The following is a 19,226-nucleotide window of genomic DNA, read 5'->3' as shown; positions in this document are numbered from 1 at the left end:
AATGCCAATGGTAGATATTGACTGGCTGCGCGACGACGTCGAGGTCCCTCAGGGACTGACCTACGAGCAGCTCGCGAAGGACCTCGTGCGCGTCGGACTCGAGGAGGAGGAGATCCACACCTCGCAGCTGACTGGGCCGATCGTCGTCGGCTACGTCGTCGACGCGACTCCCGAGCCGCAGAAGAACGGCAAGACGATCAACTGGTGCCACGTCGACGTCGGCGACGAATACAACGACGTCGACGAGAACGGCAACAAGGTGCCGCGCGGCATCGTATGCGGCGCGCCCAACATGAAGGCGGGCGAGAAGGTCGTCGTCACGCTGCCCGGCGCCGTGCTGCCTGGCGATTTCAAGATCGAGCCGCGCAAGACCTACGGACACATCTCCGACGGCATGTGCGCGTCGGAGCGCGAACTCGGGCTCGGCGACAGCCACGACGGCATCATCCTGCTGCGCGACTACGGCTTCACGCCCGAGGAATACGACGCGCTCAAACCGGGCGACGACGCGATGCACCTGCTGCACCTCGACGAGCCGATCCTCGAGATCAACGTGACGCCCGACCGCGGCTACGCGTTCTCCTACCGCGGCATCGCACGCGAATTCCACAACTCGACCGGCGCGAAGTTCACCGATCCGGTCGCCGCGCTCGACGAACGCGTCCCGCACGTCGAGGACACCGGTGACACGACGCGCGACATCGACGTCATCATCGACGACGACAACCCGATCCACGGCGTCGTCGGCTGCGACCGCTACTACGCACGCACCGTGCGCGGCTACCAGCCGGGCAGCGCGACGCCGAACTGGATGCGCCGCAGGCTCACGCGCGCCGGCATGCGCTCGCTGTCGCTGCCGGTGGACGTCACGAACTACGTCATGCTCGATCTCGGACAGCCGATGCACGCCTACGACCTCGACAAGATCGAAGGCCCGATCGTCGTGCGCCGCGCGAAGGCGGGCGAGAAGCTCACGACGCTCGACGGCAAGGAACACGACCTCGATCCCGAGGATCTGCTCATCACCGATTCGCCCAACGGGCAGCAGGGTTCGCGTATCCTTGGCATCGCCGGCGTCATGGGTGGCATGTACGGCGAGGTGACCGACCAGACGACGAACATCCTGCTCGAGGCCGCGCACTTCGACCCGATCACGATCGCGCGTTCGGCGCGCCGCCACAAGATCCCCTCTGAGGCGTCGCGACGTTTCGAACGCGGCGTCGACGACAAGCTGCAGCCGGCGGCCGCGCAGATGGCCGCCGAGCTGCTGGAGAAGTACGGTGAGGCGACGCCGTCGCTGACGCCGCAGGACGTCGACACGACGCCGCGACGCACGCCGATCGTCTTCAAGGCGAGCGAAGCGAAGCGCGTGGCCGGTCTCGACCTCGACCTCAACGAGATCAACGGCATCCTCACCGACATTGGCTGCGTTGTCGGCGGCGGCGGCAACGGCGAGTTCACGGTGACGCCGCCGTCGTGGCGTCCCGACCTCAACGAGGCGTGCGACCTCGTCGAGGAGATCGCGCGCATCTACGGCTACGACCGCATCCCGACGCGCGTGCCGCACGCGCCCGTCGAAGGCCATGTGGGACTGACCTCCGACCAGCGACGCAAGCGCGAGGTCGCGAACGAGCTCGCCGAATACGGCCTCGTCGAGACGCTCAGCTACCCCTTCGTCGGTCCCGCCGACTATAAGGCGTTCATGATCGACGCCGAGCAGGTCGAGCCGGTGAGCGTGCAGATCGTCAACCCCCTCGCCGACGACCGTCCGTTCCTGCGCCGCGAGCTGCTGCTCACGCTCGCGCAGACGGTGCGCCGCAACCTGCGCCGCGGCATCGAGAACGTCAGCTGCTACGAGATCGGCCACGTCTACCTCGCCGATCCGAACGCGCCGGCGATTCCCGCGCTGCCCGGCGCCGTCAAGCCGACCGACGAACAGCTCGCCGCGCTCGACGCGGGTCTGCCCGAACAGCCGCTGCACGTGGCCGCGATCATGACCGGGCTTGCCGAGGACGACGGATGGCTCGGCGACAGGCGCGTCGTCGACTGGAGCGACGCCGTCGAGGTGGCGCGCCGCGTCACGAAGCGCCTCGGCGCCGACATCGTGCTCGATCAGCCGAAGGCCGAGGACGTGCCCGCTCAGTGGCATCCGGGACGCGCCGCGCGCATCGTCGCGGCAGGCGAGACGGTCGGATTCGTCGGCGAGCTGCATCCGAAGGTCGACGACGAACTCGGCTTCCCGCATCACACGGCCGCCTTCGAGATCGATCTGACCGCGCTGTTCGCGACATTGAGCGACAAGCCGGTGCAGGCCAAGCCGATCTCGACGTTCCCGCCGGTCAAGCAGGACCTCGCGTTCACGATGCCGGACGCGCTGACCGCGCATGAGCTCGAAGAGGCGATCCGACAGGCCGCCGGCGACGTACTCGAATCGATCGAACTGTTCGACGTCTACGAAGGCGACCAGCTCGGCGAAGGCAAGAAGTCGCTCGCGTATGCAGTGACCTTCCGCGCGCCCGACCGCACGCTCACCAGCGAGGACAGCGAGGCGATCCGCGCGAGGATCGTCGAGCGCGCGGCGACGCTCGGCGCGCAGTTGCGCGCGTGACCGCCGCGGCGGGGGATGACGTGCGACACGGCGACGTGTCGCACGTCATCCCCCGCCGTCGTCGTTATCGTCGTCCCTTGAGGTTCGATGAGCTTACGGGCGGCTGCTGTTATTACGGGCGGCGGGTTGCTTACGGGTAGTCGATTATGGGTGTCTGCTTACGGGTGGTTGCTGCCCGTAAGCGGAGTCCGTACGGGCGGCTGCCTCCCGCAGTCGTAACTCTTACGGGCGGCGGCATGCGCTTACGGGATGGCGTTGCGAAGTAGTCGTCAAGGGATCGTATATGCATCGCCCGTACGCGGCGTCGGTGTTTACAGGCGGTTGCCCCAGGGGCGCCCGATGGTCGGGGATTGCGCTTACGGGCAGCAAGTTATGCGGGCGTTTTCTCTTACTGGTAGCGTGTGTATCGATGAACGTCAGTCGTGCGACGGTCGTCCGCCCACGCCGGTCAAGACACGAATGCCGACGATGATGATCGTCCGCGACAGGCGGCACCCCGATTGTGAAACGAGTGCCGCCCGTAAGACTGGGTCGACGTCGCCGCCGGGATCTGCGCTACGGGAGGCGGCCGTACGCGACGACGGATCGGTGGCCGCGGGCGAGCGCAACCACCCGTAGCAGGCGGCTGGTTGCGCGACATCATAGATGGCATAGATGTATATGTCAGGACAACGCAAGAATGGACGTCGTGACCGACGACCGGTAAGGACATGAGATGAGCGAACCGGAACAGAACAAGCCGCAGGACGCATCCGAGCACGATGCGAACGCCGTGCCGACCGCATCGTGCTCGGATGCGTCCGAATCGACGAGCCGTCCTGAAACAGAAGGATCGAACGCGCTGCCCACGCAGTCCGACGCGCCAACTGCGTCCGCCGGCGCGTCGTCGACGACCGCTGATGCGCCAGCCGACTCAAAAGACAAAAACGCTGCGAACATTCCGGAATCGGAAGTGTCGCAGGCCATCTTGGAGACCGACATGCCGGTCGAGGGACAGCCGAACGCTCTGGCGTACGGCGCGATGGACAACCAGTTCCCGCCGGATTACGACCCGTATCTCTTCGGACGTCCGGAAGGCGGAGAGACGCACGAACAGGTCGAGCGCGAGGCCCGCGACGAGGAGATCCGCATCGAGCAGCGCCGTGCGGTCCAGCGTCAGCCGAATCCGATGAGCATGCCGCCGGCAGCGGGCTACGGGCAGTGGCCCGCCGCGCCCGGAACCGGACAGAACGCTGACCCGAACGCGCCATTCGGCGATCGCCGCAACTACAATGCCGACAATCGCGGGAAACTGCCCCGCTATGTGCAGGGCATCGACCTCGACGACCCCAACCAGAACGTGTACTACGGGCGTTGGGACGTCAGCTCGATCGTCGCGTTCGCGCTGTCGCTGCTGCTGCCCGTACCGTTCCTGCCCGCGCTGCTCGGCGCTTTCGGGATGTACCGCACGAAGCTGATGCGCATGAAGGGCTTCGGCTTCGCGCTGGCGGCCGTCATCATCAACGTCATCTATTCGATTGCGATGATCTGGATGATGATCAACGGCGTTTCCACCCAGGACGTCCTCAACGACATGCTGCACATGCTGGGACTCAACGGCACTACGGGTGGTACGGACGGCTCCACGCCCACGCCGACGCCGACTTCTTCCGCGACGTCCACGCCGACGCCTTCGCCGTCGTCTACGGGCGGTGCATCCGGTAACGGCGTGACGTCTGCGATGGGGATGTGAATCGAGTCCGACGACGGCGTCGCAGTGCCACCCGTAGCATGACGTCGTCGTCGAGGGGTGACGTGGGCGAGCGCGTGTGCTGCTGCCGGTAAGCATTGTGCATGGGGAAGGATGCACGAGGGGGAGCTGCCGGTAAGCGGGTGGAGAATCGGGAGATCGACGACATCGTCGTAGACGACAGTGCCCCAGACGACGTCACAACGGACGGCATCGCGGAAGGCGAACAGGGGAAATGGCGCCAATCGCACGGGAAAACATGGTCCTCAGGAAGTTATCCACAACGACACGCCGGCAACACGCCGGCGACACGCCGTCGACACACCCATCCGGTCACATACCCCCGCCGGGGTAGACACGGCTCATGACGCGTCCGTACCGTCGTCACATGGAAACGCGAATGGATGCTGCCGCCTACGAAACGGTCGGCGATGAAGACGAGTACGAGCGCAGGCTCCGCGAGGGCAGCGCGCCGAATCTGCTGCCGATGCATCTGCAGCTCATCGAACTGCAGGCGCAGGAGATCGCGCGATGCATGGACGCACGCGCGAGAGTCAGCCATGACCTGCTGTTCGGCGGGTTCACCGCGCTGCGATTGCAAGGTGTGCCGCTGCCGCGCACGCTGCCCAAGTACGGGGAGACGGTCGGCGGCGACGACTTGTGTGTCCTCGCGACACGCCGCAACACGCGCACCCGACTGCGCGGCGCGCGGTACTATCACATGAACATCCCGTTGCAGATCGTCGAGCCGATGCCCGGCGTGCGCTGCGTGAGCGTCGTATGCGCGTGGTTCATGCTCGCCCGTTTCCTGTCGCTGGAGGAACTTGTGACGCTCGGCGACTGCCTGCTCATGCGCAACGTCGTGCACAAGCGCGTCACAATCGAGGATTTTGACGTGTTCGTTACGCGGATGGAACGACTCGGCAAGCTGCACGCCCTCGGTCGCAAACGTGCGCCGCGCGGCGTGAAGAAGGCGCGTCGCGCGATCGCTCTGCTGCGCGCGAACATGGAGTCGCCGCAGGAGGCGCGGCTGTCGCTGGAACTCAGGAAACGTGGACTGCCGGAGCCCGTCGCCAACCTGTCGATCATGCTGGACGACGGCACCGTCGTGCGCGGCGACCTGGTGTTCGTCGAGGCCGGTGTCATCTGCGAGTACGACGGCGCGCATCATCTCAACCAGCTGGAGCGCGATCGCATACGCCGCGCGAAGATCGAATGCTCCGGATGGCGGTACGTGCAGGTGACGCGCGTCGACATGGCGACGCCCGATGCACGCGCATGGATGGCCAGACGCGTCGCATACGCGCTCGAGGAGCGCACCGGCGTGCGCTATATGACCGACGACGTGATCCCGCTCGAGGCGATCGCCGACCAGGCATTGCGCGCGCCCCTTCCCGGCTGGGACTGCGTGGCGTAGTCGAAGTGCGGCTGCGCGGTAGTGCGGATTGCGGCGGCGTGATCTCGTGGATCGCGGCGGCGTGCGCCGCGGAAACGTCGGCGTCGGCACGCGGATTGGCGGATGTGCGGTCGTGATTATGGGTGGTCGTGTTTTTATGGGTGGTCGTGTTTAGGGTGGTCGTATTTACGGGTGGTCGTGATGAATCGATGTGTGTCGTCATGCTTACGGGTAGTCGTGTTGAGTAGACGTGCGCTATGGTCATGCTTACGGGTAGTCGTATCAAGGCGATGGGCGTCTTCTTCGTCGTTTGGGCGTCTTCTTCGTCGTTTCATCGATCGGCTGCGCTTATGGGTGGCGTACGCACGCGCAAGCACAGGGGAGCGCGGCACTTTCTCGCGATCATGAATGCATAATTATGCAATGTACTGCATAAAGTGTATCGTCATCTGTATAACCAAAAAGTTGGTCGCATCGGATGCTCTGATGGCGGCTCCTGTCGTCGACCGTTACCGGCGGCATGTGCGCGAACGCGGAATCCTCGGATCAGGCTGTTTTGTGTACTTCGCGCGCATGGCGCCGGCGGAAGGGTCGACTGCAGCCGGTAAGGCATGACGGCCCGTTCGGGGTGTCACGGCCACGTCGCGGAAGTCGCCGATGCACATGCGCATATGCACGCGCGCGTCGCGGTTCGCGGAATCGGAATGCTACCCGTAAGGGAATTGGCCGCCGGATGCCGAGACGATGGGATGCCACCCGTAAGGGTCGCGGATGTGTGGACGCGCGGCGGAGGATTGGCGACCAACGGCGAACACTGACGGCACGGCCCCGACGGGGTCGGAAAGGAAGGCAACGGGAATGACGAAGTACACCGTCGCGGTCGCGGGTGCGACCGGTTACGCGGGTGGGGAGGCGCTGCGCATTCTCGCGACCCATCCGAATTTCGAAGTGACGACCGTCGCCGGTCATTCGTCGGTCGGTGAGAAGCTCGGCGCCTATCAGCCGCATATCCCTCAGCTGGCCGACCTGACCATCGTCGATACGACGGCCGAGGCGCTCAACGGACACGACGTCATCATTCTGGCGTTGCCGCACGGGGCATCGGGTGCGCTCGCCGCGCAGCTCGACGAGTCGGCGACCGTCGTCGATCTGGGCGCCGACCATCGTCTGGAGATGCAGCAGGCATGGGACGATTACTACGGCGGCGCGTTCTACGAACACTGGACCTACGGAATGCCCGAGCTCATTCTGGGCAAGGACGCCAACGGGCGGTACCTGCGCCAGCGCGACGTCATCAGCGGCGTCGCTGCGGACGACGTGCTGCCCGTAAGCGAGATGCACGACGCGGGAGGGGCGCAGGATGTGCTGCCCGTAAGCGAGATGCGGCAGGCGGAGGACGTGCAGGACGCGCTGCCCGTAAGAAGGGGGACGCGGCGCATTGCGGGGCCCGGCTGCAACGTCACGGCCACGACGCTCGCGATGCAGCCGGCGATCGCCGAGAATCTCATCGTGCCGCACACGATCGTCGCCGACCTGGCCGTCGGCTATTCGGGCGCCGGCAAAAGCCTCAAGCGCACGAATCTGCTCGCCTCGGAGGCACTCAATTCGGCGACGCCGTATTCGGTCGGCGGCACGCACCGCCACATCCCCGAAATCCTGCAGAACTTCGCGCATGCGGCAGGCCTCGGCGCCGAAGCAGCGAACGAGTTCATGCTCGCGTTCACGCCGATGCTCGTGCCGATGTCGCGCGGCATCCTCGCTTCGGTGAGCGCGAAACTCACCGACAAGGCGCTCGACATGGATGACGACGACATCCGCGCCGTATGGACGAAGGCGTACGAAGGACAGCCATTCGTGTTCGTGCTGCCCGAAGGTGTGATGCCGGCGACGCAGAACGTCCTCGGCTCGAACGCCGCGCACGTGCAGGTGGCGGTCGACCGACGAAGCCGAACGCTGCACGCATTCGCGGCGATCGACAACCTCAATCGCGGAACGGCGGGGCAGGCGGTCGAATCGCTCAACCTCGCGTTCGGACTCAACGAAGAAACAGGACTCAGCAAGATCGGAGTGGCACCATGAGCGTAACGTTTGCACAAGGATTCACGGCGGCCGGCGTGGTTGCAGGCATCTCGTCGGTGGAAGGAAAGAAGGACCTCGCGCTCGTCGTGAACAACGGCCCGCTCAAGGCGGCCGCCGGCGTGTTCACGACGAATCGATTCTGCGCCGCGCCCGTGCAGTGGTCGCGCGAAGCGGTCAAGGACGGTCAACTCGACGCCGTCGTCCTCAACTCCGGCGGCGCTAACGCATGCACCGGACTCGAAGGCTACGAGCAGGCGGCGGCGACGGCGCGCAAGGCCGGCGAACTGCTCGGCTGTGACGTCGAGGACGTGGCCGTATGCTCCACCGGTCTCATCGGTGAACTGCTGCCACTAAGCAAGGTGCTCGCCGGCGTCGAGGCCGCGTTCGACGCCCTCGACGACACCGTCCAGGCGGGCGACGACGCATCGCACGCGATCATGACGACGGACACAAAGCCGAAGACCGTGACGCGTCTGGGATCGAACGGATTCCGCATCGGTGGCATGGTCAAGGGATCAGGCATGATCGCGCCGCAGCTCGCGACGATGCTGTGCGTCATCACGACCGACGCCGTCGTCACGCCCGAACAGCTACGGGCGGCACTCGGCGCCGCCGTCGACACGTCGTTCAACCGCATCGACGTGGACGGCTGCATGTCCACGAACGACACCGTGCTGTTGCTCGCATCGGGCGCCTCCGGCATCACGCCGGACGCGGACGAGTTCAATGCGCTCGTCGCCGGCTGCTGCGCGTCGCTCGCACGCCAGATCATCGGCGACGGCGAAGGCGCGAGCCACGACATCAAGATCACCGTCGAAGGCGCCACCGACGAGGACGCCGCGCTCGCCTGCGCGCGTGCAGTGGCCGCGTCGAACCTGCTCAAATGCGCAATCAGCGGCAACGACCCGAACTGGGGACGCATCGTCAGCTCGGTGGGCACCGTGCCGGTGGACGTCGCGCCCTACGACCCCGATCAGGTGACCGTCGACGTCAACGGGGTGCGGGTGTGCGACGGCGGCAAGCCGGGGCGCGATCGCAGCGAAGTCGACATGACGGCGCGCGAGGTCGACATCGTCATCGGACTCAATGTCGGCGACGCCACCGCCACTGTGTGGACCGACGACCTCACTCACGAATACGTGCACATCAACGCCGACTACGAAAGCTGAACGCGGCGCGCGGCAACGCCTCCCGCTGCTACGGGCGGCGGTTGCCGCTCTTACGGGTGGCAGGTTGTTGCGGCGGCGCGTCACGCTTACGGGTAGTGCGTCGATCCTACGGGCAGTTCGCTCTTATGGGTGGCAGGTCATATCGATCGGCCGCGGAAGGTCGTTCGTCGTTGGGTGGCCCAATCCGCTGCCAATAACGGTGTGCCTCCCGTAAGAGCGTGCGCTACCACTAAGAGGAAAAAGCGTGCGTTACCACTAAGAGACGCTACCACTAAGAGATAAGAGAAAGGACTGCCCGTAAAAAATCTGACTACCCGTAAGAGAGAGGACGTGCTACCCGTAAGCGGGTGACACGGGTGGCGCTGGGAGCGCGGACGCGCGGATGCCGACGGCGCGAGAATAGGAGAACGATAAGGAATCATGACGAAACAACTGAAAGGTCCGGGCTTCCACCTGGACGTGCATACGGATCTGCGTCCGGACCAGAAGGCGGAGGTGCTCATCGAGGCGCTGCCGTGGCTGGAGGAGTTCTACGGGAAGACGGTCGTCATCAAATACGGCGGCAACGCGATGGTCGACGATCATCTCAAGAGCTGCTTCGCCGACGACATGGTGTTCCTGCGTCAGGTGGGTCTGCATCCCGTAATCGTGCACGGCGGCGGCCCGCAGATTTCACAGATGCTCAAGGCTCTCGGCATCCATTCGGAGTTCAAGGGCGGCCTGCGCGTCACGACGCCCGAGGCGATGGACGTCGTGCGCATGGTGCTCACAGGCAAGGTATCGCGCGAACTCGTCGGCCTCATCAACGCCCACGGCCCGTACGCGGTGGGACTGTCGGGCGAGGACGGCGCGCTCTTCTCGGCGACGCAGCGCATGCCGGTCATCGATGGCAAGCCTACCGACATCGGCCTGGTCGGCGACGTCATCGGCGTCGACGCGTCCGCCGTCATCGACCTCATCCATTCGGGACGCATACCGGTGGTGTCGTCGGTCGCCCCGAACGAGGAGGATGCGACGGAGGTGCTCAATGTGAACGCCGACTCCGCCGCTGCCGCGCTCGCGACCGCGTTGGGCGCGCACAAGCTCATCATCCTCACCGACGTCGATGGTCTGTACGCCGACTGGCCGAACCGTGATTCGCTTATCGGACGCATCGGCGTCGAGGATCTGCGCGACATGCTGCCACGGCTCGAAAGCGGCATGCGCCCGAAGATGGAGGCGTGCATCCGCGCGATCGACGGCGGCGTGCAGCAGGCGCACATCATTGACGGCCGCAAGCCGCACTCGATACTCAACGAGGTATTCACAAGCGCCGGAATCGGCACGATGGTCGAACCCGGCGAAGGACTGGAAATGAGGAACGCATATGACAACCGAGCATGACACGAACGATTCGCAGATCGCTACCGGTAGCGTGAACGTGACTGCTACCGATAACGCGGCGCGCGGTGCGCTCACGGAGGACAAGCGGCTGCTCGACGAATACAACGACGTGCACATGCACGTCTTCGGCACGCCGCTGCGCGTGCTCGACCATGGGCAGGGCGTACGCGTGTGGGACGTCGATGGCAACGAATACCTCGATTTCCTCGCAGGCATCGCCGTCAATTCGATTGGCTATGCGCATCCCAAGTGGATCGAGGCGGTCGCCGCGCAGGCCGCGCAGGCCGCGCACGTGAGCAACTACTTTGCGACGCGTCCGCAGATTAAGCTCGCGGAAAAACTCATCACGCTCGCCGGCGCGCCGCAGGGATCGCACGTCTACTTCGGCAACTCGGGAGCGGAGGCGAACGAGGCGGCGCTCAAGATGGCGAAACTCTACGGGGCGCGGTTGCGCGACGAACTCGGCACGGACAAGCCGTACCGCATCATCGCGCTGACGCACGGCTTCCACGGGCGCACGATGGGCGCGCTATCGGCGACTTGGAAACCCGCGATCCGCGTGCCCTTCGAGCCGCTTGTGCCGAACGTCGAATTCGTCGACGCCAACGACATCGATGCGATGCGCGCCGCCTTCGATGCCGCCGATAAGGGACCGGTGGCGGCCGTCATCATGGAGCTCGTGCAGGGCGAGGCCGGCGTGCTGCCGCTTGACGCCGATTACGTGCGCGGCGTGCGTGCGCTGTGCGACGAGAGGCGCGCGCTGATGATCATCGACGAAGTGCAGACCGGCATCGGACGCACCGGATCCTGGTTCGCGTTCCAGCGCGAGGACCTCGGCGGCGTCACGCCGAACATCGTCACCTTCGCGAAGGGCGTCGCCGGCGGCTTCCCGATGGGCGGCATGATCAGCTTCGGCGAGGAGCTGTCCTCGCTGTTCTCCCCAGGCACCCACGGGTCGACCTTCGCCGGCAACCCGTTGGGTGCGGCGGCCGCGCTCGCGACGATCGGCGTGATCGAGGACGAGGGGCTCGTGCAGTGCGCCGAAGTGCGCGGCGAGCAGCTGCGCACCGACCTGCGCGCCACCGACAACCCGTTGTTCGAGCTGGTGCGCGGCCGCGGTCTGCTCAACGCGATCGTGCTGAAGCGTCCGTGCGCGCATGCCGCGGTGGACTGGGCGCTCGAGCACGGGCTCATCGTCAACGCGTGCGCGCCCGACGTCATCCGTCTGGCACCTCCGCTCGTCGTCAGCGAGCAGGATGTGAACGACGCGGTGGCGATCCTCGCCCAGCTGCCCGAAGACCTGCCCAACGACTGATTTCCTGTCGCCGTTACGGGTGGCACGTCCGCTTACGGGATGTGTGTCTGCTTACGGGATGCGCAATCGCTTACGGGTAGCACTTCCATTTACGGGATGCACGTCGTTCTACGGCAGTCGCGTTCGCTTACGGGTGGCACGTTGCTTACGGGACGCATGTCCGCTTACGGGTAGCACATCTTCTTACGGGATGTGCGCGCACTTACGGGCAGTCATCGTTACGGGTGGCACGTCCATCGGCACACGTTCGCCGTCTCAGGCGGGTGGATACGGAGGTGATGCCGCGCGGCATCGTCGGCATTCCGTTGACGGGTCGTGCTTCCCGTAACGACGTCGGCGATGCATGCGCCTGAGACGATCGCGCCGCCCGTAGCACGACTGCCCGTAATATCACTACCGTGAGAGCGGCCACCCGTAGCGTACGACCTGTAACGGCGAACCCGACCCAACCGACCCAACCAACACCGACTACACCGACTACACCGACTACACCCACTCCATCAACCCACCAACCACAACACAACAAGCACAAAAGGAGGCCATCATGGGACAGCTCCGTCACATGCTGCGCGACGACGACGTCAACCATGACGAGCAGAAGCAGATCCTCGAACTCGGCATGAAGTTCCGCGAGAACAGGTTCTACCACCGCCCGTTCGAGGGACCGCAGGGCGTCGCCGTGCTCTTCGACAAGCCGAGCACGCGCACGCGCTCCAGCTTCTCGATCGGTGTCGCCGAACTCGGCGGCTACCCCCTCGTCATCGACAAGTCGGGCTCCCAGCTCGGCCGCGGCGAGCCGATCTCCGACACCACCGAAGTGCTCACGCGCATGGCGTACGCGCTCGTGTGGCGCACCTTCGAACAGTCGCGCATTGAGGAGATGGCGCGCGTCGCGACGGTGCCGGTCGTCAACGCCCTCACCGATGAATTCCACCCGTGCCAGGTGCTCGCCGACTTCCTGACGATCGCGCAGTTCAAAGGCGGCGTGGACGCGCTCGAAGGCATGACGATCGCCTACCTCGGCGACGCGGCGAACAACATGTCCAACTCCTACCTGCTCGCGGGTGCCGTCGCCGGCATGCACGTACGGGTGGCGGGGCCCAACGGATTCCTCCCCGACGACGCCGTCGTGCAGGACGCCGAGGCGATCGCCGCCACTACGGGCGGCAGCATCCTCGTGACCACCGATCCGAAGGAGGCGGTGCGTGACGCGGACTGCGTCTTCACCGACACGTGGGTGTCGATGGGCGAGGAGGACCAGTACGCCGTGCGCTCGAAGCCGTTCTGGCCGTATCAGGTCAACGAGGAGCTCATGGCGCTCGCGAAGCCCGATGCGCTTTTCCAGCACTGCCTGCCCGCCTACCGCGGCAAGGAGGTGACCGCCGCCGTCATCGACGGTCCGCAGTCGGTGGTCTGGGACGAGGCCGAAAACCGACTGCATGCGCAGAAGGCGCTGCTGACGTGGCTCATTGGCAAGCAGCGCGGCGACGAAAGCCTGCTTGTCTGATGACGGATTCGACGACGCCGTTGCAGCGTCCCGCCAGCCGTGCCGCGCGTCTCAACGCGATCGAACAGGCGCTCGCCGACCATGTGGTCACGTCGCAGTCGCAGCTTTCCGAGATTCTCGCCGACCAGGGGATCGAGGTGACGCAGGCGACGCTCAGCCGCGATCTCGACGAGATGAACGCGACGAAGACGCGGCTGCCCGACGGCAAGGTGGCGTACACGATCGACGACCAGCCGATTCCCGCCACCGGAGTCGACAGCGACGAGCGCGCGCAGCAGCAGATGACGCGCATCCTGTCCGGCCTCGTGACGTCCGTGGCCTCCGCCCGTAACCTCATCGTCGTGCACACGTCGTCGGGCGCCGCGCAGTATGTCGCGAGCGTCATCGACAAGCATCCGATAGGCGGCGTCCTCGGCACGATCGCCGGCGACGACACCGTCCTCGTCATCTGCGTGGACGAGACGATGGCGGAACGCCGCTCCGCGTGGCTGCTCGACGTCGCCTCCACGCAGAGCTGAGTCGATCGCTCCGTGACGAAACCGATTCAGGGAAGGCTGCGCCTCGCGCGGCCTTCCCTTTTTGTTGTTGTGCTGTTTTGTTGTTGTGCTGTGCGCGGCGAGAGCGCGCAGTATGGAAATGCCGTGCGGTGTGGAGGTGCATGGTGGGGAGCGCGCTGTGCGTCATGTGTTACGGGATGCGCTGCCCGTTGCACGTCGCGTGTCGCCTGTCGTACGGGTGCGCTGTGCGCCGTGTGTCGTGCATCGCGGAATCCCAGATGTGCCGAAGGTCATGAAAGACGACGCTCACGTTGATGGCGCGCTGATGGATCGCGTCCCCGACACCGCGTCGTCGCTGCCGTCATCGTCATCATTGTCATCATCGTCTTACGGGTGGCACGTCGTTGCCGCTACCGGTAGCGAGGGGAGACGATGACGACGCCGTTGGTGGACACGGATGAATATTTATACAGAGGACTGTATATACTTATGAATATCTGAACAGAAAGGTCAACTCATGAGCGAACAGAATCGCATTGTGCTGGCGTATTCCGGTGGTCTCGACACCTCGGTCGCCATCCCGTACCTCAAGGACCGCACGGGCAAGGACGTCGTCGCCGTCTCACTCGACGTCGGCCAGGGCGGCGAAAGCCTCGAGACAATCAAGGAACGCGCGCTCGCGTGCGGCGCCGTCGAGGCGTACATCGTCGACGCGCGCGACGAATTCGCGAACGAGTACTGCATGCAGGCGCTCAAGGCGAACGCGATGTATGAAGGCGTGTACCCGCTCGTCTCCGCGATCTCGCGTCCGCTCATCACGAAGCATCTCGTGCGCGCCGCCCATCAGTTCGGCGCCGACACGATCGCGCACGGCTGCACCGGCAAGGGCAACGACCAGGTCCGCTTCGAGGTCTCGATCCAGTCGATCGACCCCGAACTCAAGGCCATCAGCCCGATCCGCGACCTGTCGCTGACGCGCGACGTCGAAATCGCCTACGCGAACGACCACAAGCTGCCGATCGTGCAGACCGAGAAGAGCCCGTTCTCGATCGACCAGAACGTGTGGGGCCGCGCCATCGAGACCGGCTTCCTCGAGGATCCGTGGAACGCGCCGACGAAGGACTGCTACTCCTACACCGACGATCCCGACTTCCCGCCGGTCGAGGACGAGGTCGTCATCGAATTCAAGCAGGGCGTGCCAGTCAAGATCGACGGCCGCGACGTCACCCCGCTGCAGGCAATCGAGGAGATGAACCGCCGCGCCGGCGCGCAGGGCATCGGCCGCGTCGACCTCATCGAGGACCGTCTCGTCGGGATCAAGTCGCGCGAGCTGTACGAGGCGCCGGGCGCGATCGCGCTCATCACCGCGCATCAGGAGCTCGAGAACATGTGCCTCGAACGCGAGCAGCACCGCATCAAGCGCGACATCGACAAGCGCTGGGCCGAGCTCGTCTACGACGCGCAGTGGTTCTCGCCGGCCGTCAAGTCGCTCAACGCGTTCATCAACGACACGCAGCAGTATGTCTCCGGCGAAATCCGCATGGTCATGCACGGCGGCCGCGCCGTAGTCGTCGGCCGTCGTTCCGCGGAATCGCTCTACGACTACAACCTCGCGACCTACGATTCCGGCGACACCTTCGACCAGAACGCGTCGAACGGCTTCATCGAGATCTACGGTCTGCCGACGAAGGTCGCCGCCGCGCGCGACGTCAAGTTCGGCAACGGCATCGAGGTTCCCGACAACGACGTCGAGTGACGTCGCACGCGCCGTCTGCGCGCACACCTCGAGCGGGGAGACGTCCGGCCGTCCGTGCTGGGCGTCTCCCCGCCCTTTTTGCAAACGTGCCTCGCACATGCGTCGGCGTTCGCTTACGGGTAGTGCGACGACGTGCGCTTACAGGGAGTATGTCGACGTTTGTGCATCGCGTACGGGCGGCACGTTGATGCCGTGCATCGCTTACGGGCGGCACGTCGTCGCTCGCTTACGGGCGGCACATCTCCTACCGGTAGCGCATTCTTCGTCGACCCTCGTCGACCTTTGTCGACTCATGCGTTACGGGTGGCACGTCCGTGATCGCTCGGCGATTCCAAAATGCGCGACGTCGATGATCGTTGCGGCGACGCGCATCCTGCTTACGGGTGGCATCGGTCGCCATGATGCATCCCGTAACGCCTGCATCGCCTGACGGTCGCGCGATAATCGATGATCGACGATTGACAATCGACGACGGATTTCTTCGAATATCGGTAGGATTGGGCATCGGCGGCAAGCACAGGCGCGCGATGCGACGCGCGCCACCCGTAGCACACGTGCGCATGACGCGGCACGTCGTCGGCGCGACAACAAGAAGAACGCGACAACAAAGAAGACATGGAGACAACATGAGTGACGAACACATCGTCGAAACGACCGACATCGAGACCACGACGGCCGCGTCGCAGCAGCCGTCGGGCGAGCATCTCGCGCTGTGGGGAGGCCGTTTCTCCTCCGGTCCGTCGCCGGAGCTCGCGCTGCTGAGCAAATCCACGCAGTTCGATTGGCGACTCGCCGACGACGACATCGCCGGATCGCGCGCCCACGCACGCGCGCTCGGCCGCGCGGGCCTGCTCACCCCCGACGAGTTGCAGCGCATGGAAGCTGCGCTCGACGAGCTGCAGCGCCGCGTGGACAGCGGCGAATTCGCGCCGATCGAGGACGACGAGGACGAGGCGACGGCGCTCGAACGCGGACTCATCGACATCGCCGGCGACGAACTCGGCGGCAAGCTGCGCGCCGGCCGTTCCCGCAACGACCAGATCGCGACACTCATCCGCATGTGGCTGCGCCGCCATGCGCGCATCGTCGCCAAGCAGGTGCTCGCGCTCGCCGACGCGCTGTGCGAACAGGCGAAGGCGGCGGGACGCACGGTCATGCCGGGTCGCACGCATATGCAGCACGCGCAGCCGGTGCTGCTCGCGCATCAGCTCATGGCGCACGTGTGGCCGCTGCTGCGCGACGTCGAACGGTTCATCGACTGGGACGGCCGCGTCGACGCGAGCCCCTACGGCTCCGGCGCACTCGCAGGCAACACGCTCGGGCTGGAGCCGACGGCCGTCGCGCGCGAACTCGGTTTCACGAAGGTCACCGAAAACTCGATCGACGGCACGTCGAGTCGTGACCTCGTCGCCGAATACTCGTTCATCGCCGCGATGATCGGCGTAGACGTCTCCCGACTGTCCGAGGAGATCATCATCTGGAACACGCAGGAGTTCGGCTTCGTCACGCTCGACGACGCGTACTCCACTGGCTCGTCGATCATGCCGCAGAAGAAGAACCCGGACATCGCCGAACTCGCGCGCGGCAAGGCTGGCCGTCTCATCGGCGACCTCACTGGCCTGCTCGCGACGCTCAAGGGTCTGCCCACCGCGTACGCGCGCGACCTGCAGGAGGACAAGGAGGCGGTGTTCGACCAGACCGACACGCTCGAAGTGCTGCTGCCCGCGTTCACCGGCATGGTGCGCACGATGCGTTTCAACGCGCAGCGTCTCGAACAGGAGGCGCCGACCGGTTTCGCGCTCGCGACCGATATCGCCGAGTGGCTCGTTAAGAACGGCGTCCCGTTCCGCCACGCGCATGAGCTTTCCGGCGCATGCGTCAAGCTCGCCGAAAGCCGCCACGAGGAGCTGTGGGATCTGTCCGACGACGATTTCATCGAGATCTTCCGTGATTTCGTGCCGCCGGAGCAGGCGGTGAAGGTGCGCGAGGTGCTGTCGACCGAGGGGTCCGTCTCTGCGCGCGCCGGCAAGGGAGGCACGGCGCCGACGCGTGTGCGCGAACAGATCATGTCCGCGAAGTCGCAGATCGAACGTCTGCACGGCATGTTCCAGATCAAGAGCGACGGCATCGCCTACAAGGCGGCAGGCTCCCTCACGAAGAAGCAGTGACGCGCCCCGTCGAGGGACGTCCAAAGCAGGGGCGGTGCCACAGTGCGCCGCCCTTCCCGTCTGCACGCAGACATGTGCGCGTTCTTACGGGTGGTTGTTGTTGCGGGTAGCTGTCGTCGTTACGAGTGGTCGTTGTTGTTGCGGGCAGTCGTTGCTACTGGTAGCCGTTGCTGTTACGAGTAGTCATCATCACGAGTGGCCATTGTTACGGGTAGTTGTCGTTACGGTAATCGTCGTTACAGGCAGTTGTCTCGCATAGGCGGTCATCGTTACCGGCGGCGCTCTTGCGAACATCCGTTGTTATGGGTGGCACTTTCTTTTTACGGGTGGTCGTCGTTACGGGTGGCATCCCTTAACAGTGTCGAAGACGTCCCGCACGGGCACACGATCGCCATCGTGCATGCTTTGCGGGCAGTGCATCCTATGGGTTGTCGCTCTTACGGGCTGCGCCGACGCGGCCGTCTTAGTGGAAGGCTCGAAGCGGATGGATTGCAAAGGAGATCACGTGCTGAGTCGCGAGCGCATCGATACCATAGTGCGTCATTATGGGCGGGACATCCTGAAGCACGAGCATATGGAGATCGAAAGGAGAAGCCTGCAACACGGCGACGTCACGACGTATGGGCATTCGTTACGGGTGGCAGCGCTGAGCGTGTGGATCGCCGACCGGCTGCGCCTGTGGAATTGTGTAGATCTGCGCGCGCTCGTACGGGCGGCATTGCTGCACGACTACTTCCTTTACGATTGGCACGACGATGACGGCGGCAGTCATCGGCTGCACGGATTCCGTCATCCGTATACCGCGGAAGCCAACGCGCGCGCCGATTTCGAGCTCGACGACGTCGTCTTGAACAGTATTCGCACGCACATGTTTCCGCTGACGCCGGTGCCGCCGCGATATCTCGAGGGAGTCATCGTCAACGTCGCCGACACGGTGAGCGCCGTTCAGGAGACGATTGCGTCGCGACTGCGGCGTGTGCGGCGTACGCGTGCCGCCCGTAAGCACGAACAGGTGGGGGAGCGGTGCCGCCGGTAAGGCGAGAACGATGACGTTGAGGAGGTGGCGGTCGTCCCGATGACTGCGGCGTGCGGTGACGATTCGGATGGCTGCCGGTAAGAGGAAGAAAACAGGAGAAGATGCCGCCCGTAGCGTTGACGATGAGGAGAGATGAGCGCTGAAGTGCGTCGCTACGCAGTGCTTCCCGTAAGAGGAGTGCGACCTGTAAGAACGAGCTGCCCGTTGCTTGATGACGTCGGCAACGACCCGGGTGCAGGTGCTGCCCGTAAAAGAGGAGTGCTGCCCGTAAGAACGTGACGGCGCCAGAGAGTGCGGTGCTGTCCATAACGATCGGCGGTGTGCTCCCCGTAACGTACGGGATGCTTCCAGTAGTCTCGCGCAGGAGGTGCCTCCCGTAAGAGGATGCCTCTCGTAAGAACGTGCAGCCCGTAAGAATGTGCTGCCCGTAGCAAGTGCAGCCTGTAAGGGAAGGGCGGGCGCAGAGCGTCGTCGGGTTGTCGTTTGGTCGTCGCTCGTACGGCCGTTCGGGGAGCGCCGGGGCTGTCTGGGCAGTGTCGGCGAGGTGTGACACACTGACAATGTTTGCCCGCGCCGGGAGCAG

Annotated in this window: 12 protein-coding genes; all 12 read left to right on the top strand. The window is 64.9% G+C overall.

Features of this window, described 5'->3' with window-relative positions:
* The first annotated feature begins 1 nt into the window (after position 1).
* The 12 genes from pheT (at position 2) to CGZ88_RS02855 (ending at position 18,643) form a co-directional block, all read left to right on the top strand.
* Complete coding sequence (gene pheT, locus CGZ88_RS02915; RefSeq protein ID WP_101671027.1) at positions 2–2,608, top strand: phenylalanine--tRNA ligase subunit beta; 2,607 nt, start codon at positions 2–4, stop codon at positions 2,606–2,608.
* Positions 2,609–3,323: 715 nt separating this feature from the next.
* Positions 3,324–4,340 (top strand): hypothetical protein, encoded by a 1,017-nt coding sequence (locus CGZ88_RS02910; RefSeq protein ID WP_051198259.1) that lies wholly within the window; start codon positions 3,324–3,326, stop codon positions 4,338–4,340.
* Between the two features lie 385 nt (positions 4,341–4,725).
* The gene (locus CGZ88_RS02905; protein WP_133120877.1) at positions 4,726–5,754 is read left to right on the top strand and encodes a hypothetical protein; all 1,029 of its coding nucleotides are present in this window, start codon (positions 4,726–4,728) and stop codon (positions 5,752–5,754) included.
* Between the two features lie 837 nt (positions 5,755–6,591).
* Positions 6,592–7,812: an N-acetyl-gamma-glutamyl-phosphate reductase gene (locus tag CGZ88_RS02900; RefSeq protein WP_026644378.1), complete on the top strand. Its 1,221-nt coding sequence runs from the start codon at positions 6,592–6,594 to the stop codon at positions 7,810–7,812.
* The gene (gene argJ / locus CGZ88_RS02895; protein ID WP_026644377.1) at positions 7,809–8,981 is read left to right on the top strand and encodes a bifunctional glutamate N-acetyltransferase/amino-acid acetyltransferase ArgJ; all 1,173 of its coding nucleotides are present in this window, start codon (positions 7,809–7,811) and stop codon (positions 8,979–8,981) included. The genes CGZ88_RS02900 and argJ overlap by 4 nt, the downstream gene beginning before the upstream one ends.
* Before the next feature lie 420 nt (positions 8,982–9,401).
* Complete coding sequence (gene argB / locus CGZ88_RS02890; protein ID WP_026644376.1) at positions 9,402–10,364, top strand: acetylglutamate kinase; 963 nt, start codon at positions 9,402–9,404, stop codon at positions 10,362–10,364.
* Between the two features lie 37 nt (positions 10,365–10,401).
* Positions 10,402–11,679 (top strand): acetylornithine transaminase, encoded by a 1,278-nt coding sequence (locus CGZ88_RS02885; protein ID WP_026644375.1) that lies wholly within the window; start codon positions 10,402–10,404, stop codon positions 11,677–11,679.
* Positions 11,680–12,220: 541 nt separating this feature from the next.
* Positions 12,221–13,186 (top strand): ornithine carbamoyltransferase, encoded by a 966-nt coding sequence (gene argF / locus CGZ88_RS02875; RefSeq protein WP_101671024.1) that lies wholly within the window; start codon positions 12,221–12,223, stop codon positions 13,184–13,186.
* Positions 13,186–13,704: an arginine repressor gene (locus tag CGZ88_RS02870; RefSeq protein WP_026644373.1), complete on the top strand. Its 519-nt coding sequence runs from the start codon at positions 13,186–13,188 to the stop codon at positions 13,702–13,704. Before argF ends, CGZ88_RS02870 begins: the two co-directional genes overlap by 1 nt.
* Before the next feature lie 496 nt (positions 13,705–14,200).
* Positions 14,201–15,439: an argininosuccinate synthase gene (locus CGZ88_RS02865; protein WP_026644372.1), complete on the top strand. Its 1,239-nt coding sequence runs from the start codon at positions 14,201–14,203 to the stop codon at positions 15,437–15,439.
* Positions 15,440–16,065: 626 nt separating this feature from the next.
* Complete coding sequence (gene argH / locus CGZ88_RS02860) at positions 16,066–17,607, top strand: argininosuccinate lyase (protein ID WP_081663856.1); 1,542 nt, start codon at positions 16,066–16,068, stop codon at positions 17,605–17,607.
* Positions 17,608–18,091: 484 nt separating this feature from the next.
* A complete protein-coding gene (locus CGZ88_RS02855) occupies positions 18,092–18,643 on the top strand; it encodes an HD domain-containing protein (protein ID WP_101671124.1) in 552 nt (183 codons plus the stop codon).
* Positions 18,644–19,226: the final 583 nt, after the last annotated feature.

It is taken from the genome of Bifidobacterium anseris, from assembly GCF_002860345.1.
In the GTDB taxonomy this organism is placed as follows: Bacteria; Actinomycetota; Actinomycetes; order Actinomycetales; family Bifidobacteriaceae; genus Bifidobacterium; species Bifidobacterium anseris.
Note: the sequence above shows the minus strand (reverse complement) of the source record. Positions and strands in the feature narration are given on the sequence as shown.

Excerpts from the sequence above, each read along its gene's own strand:
- pheT (WP_101671027.1), top strand. The coding sequence starts at position 2 with ATGCCAATGGTAGATATTGACTGGCTGCGCGACGACGTCGAGGTCCCT.
- CGZ88_RS02910 (WP_051198259.1), top strand. The coding sequence starts at position 3,324 with ATGAGCGAACCGGAACAGAACAAGCCGCAGGACGCATCCGAGCACGAT.
- CGZ88_RS02905 (WP_133120877.1), top strand. The coding sequence starts at position 4,726 with ATGGAAACGCGAATGGATGCTGCCGCCTACGAAACGGTCGGCGATGAA.
- CGZ88_RS02900 (WP_026644378.1), top strand. The coding sequence starts at position 6,592 with ATGACGAAGTACACCGTCGCGGTCGCGGGTGCGACCGGTTACGCGGGT.
- argJ (WP_026644377.1), top strand. The coding sequence starts at position 7,809 with ATGAGCGTAACGTTTGCACAAGGATTCACGGCGGCCGGCGTGGTTGCA.
- argB (WP_026644376.1), top strand. The coding sequence starts at position 9,402 with ATGACGAAACAACTGAAAGGTCCGGGCTTCCACCTGGACGTGCATACG.
- CGZ88_RS02870 (WP_026644373.1), top strand. The coding sequence starts at position 13,186 with ATGACGGATTCGACGACGCCGTTGCAGCGTCCCGCCAGCCGTGCCGCG.
- CGZ88_RS02865 (WP_026644372.1), top strand. The coding sequence starts at position 14,201 with ATGAGCGAACAGAATCGCATTGTGCTGGCGTATTCCGGTGGTCTCGAC.
- argH (WP_081663856.1), top strand. The coding sequence starts at position 16,066 with ATGAGTGACGAACACATCGTCGAAACGACCGACATCGAGACCACGACG.
- CGZ88_RS02855 (WP_101671124.1), top strand. The coding sequence starts at position 18,092 with ATGGATTGCAAAGGAGATCACGTGCTGAGTCGCGAGCGCATCGATACC.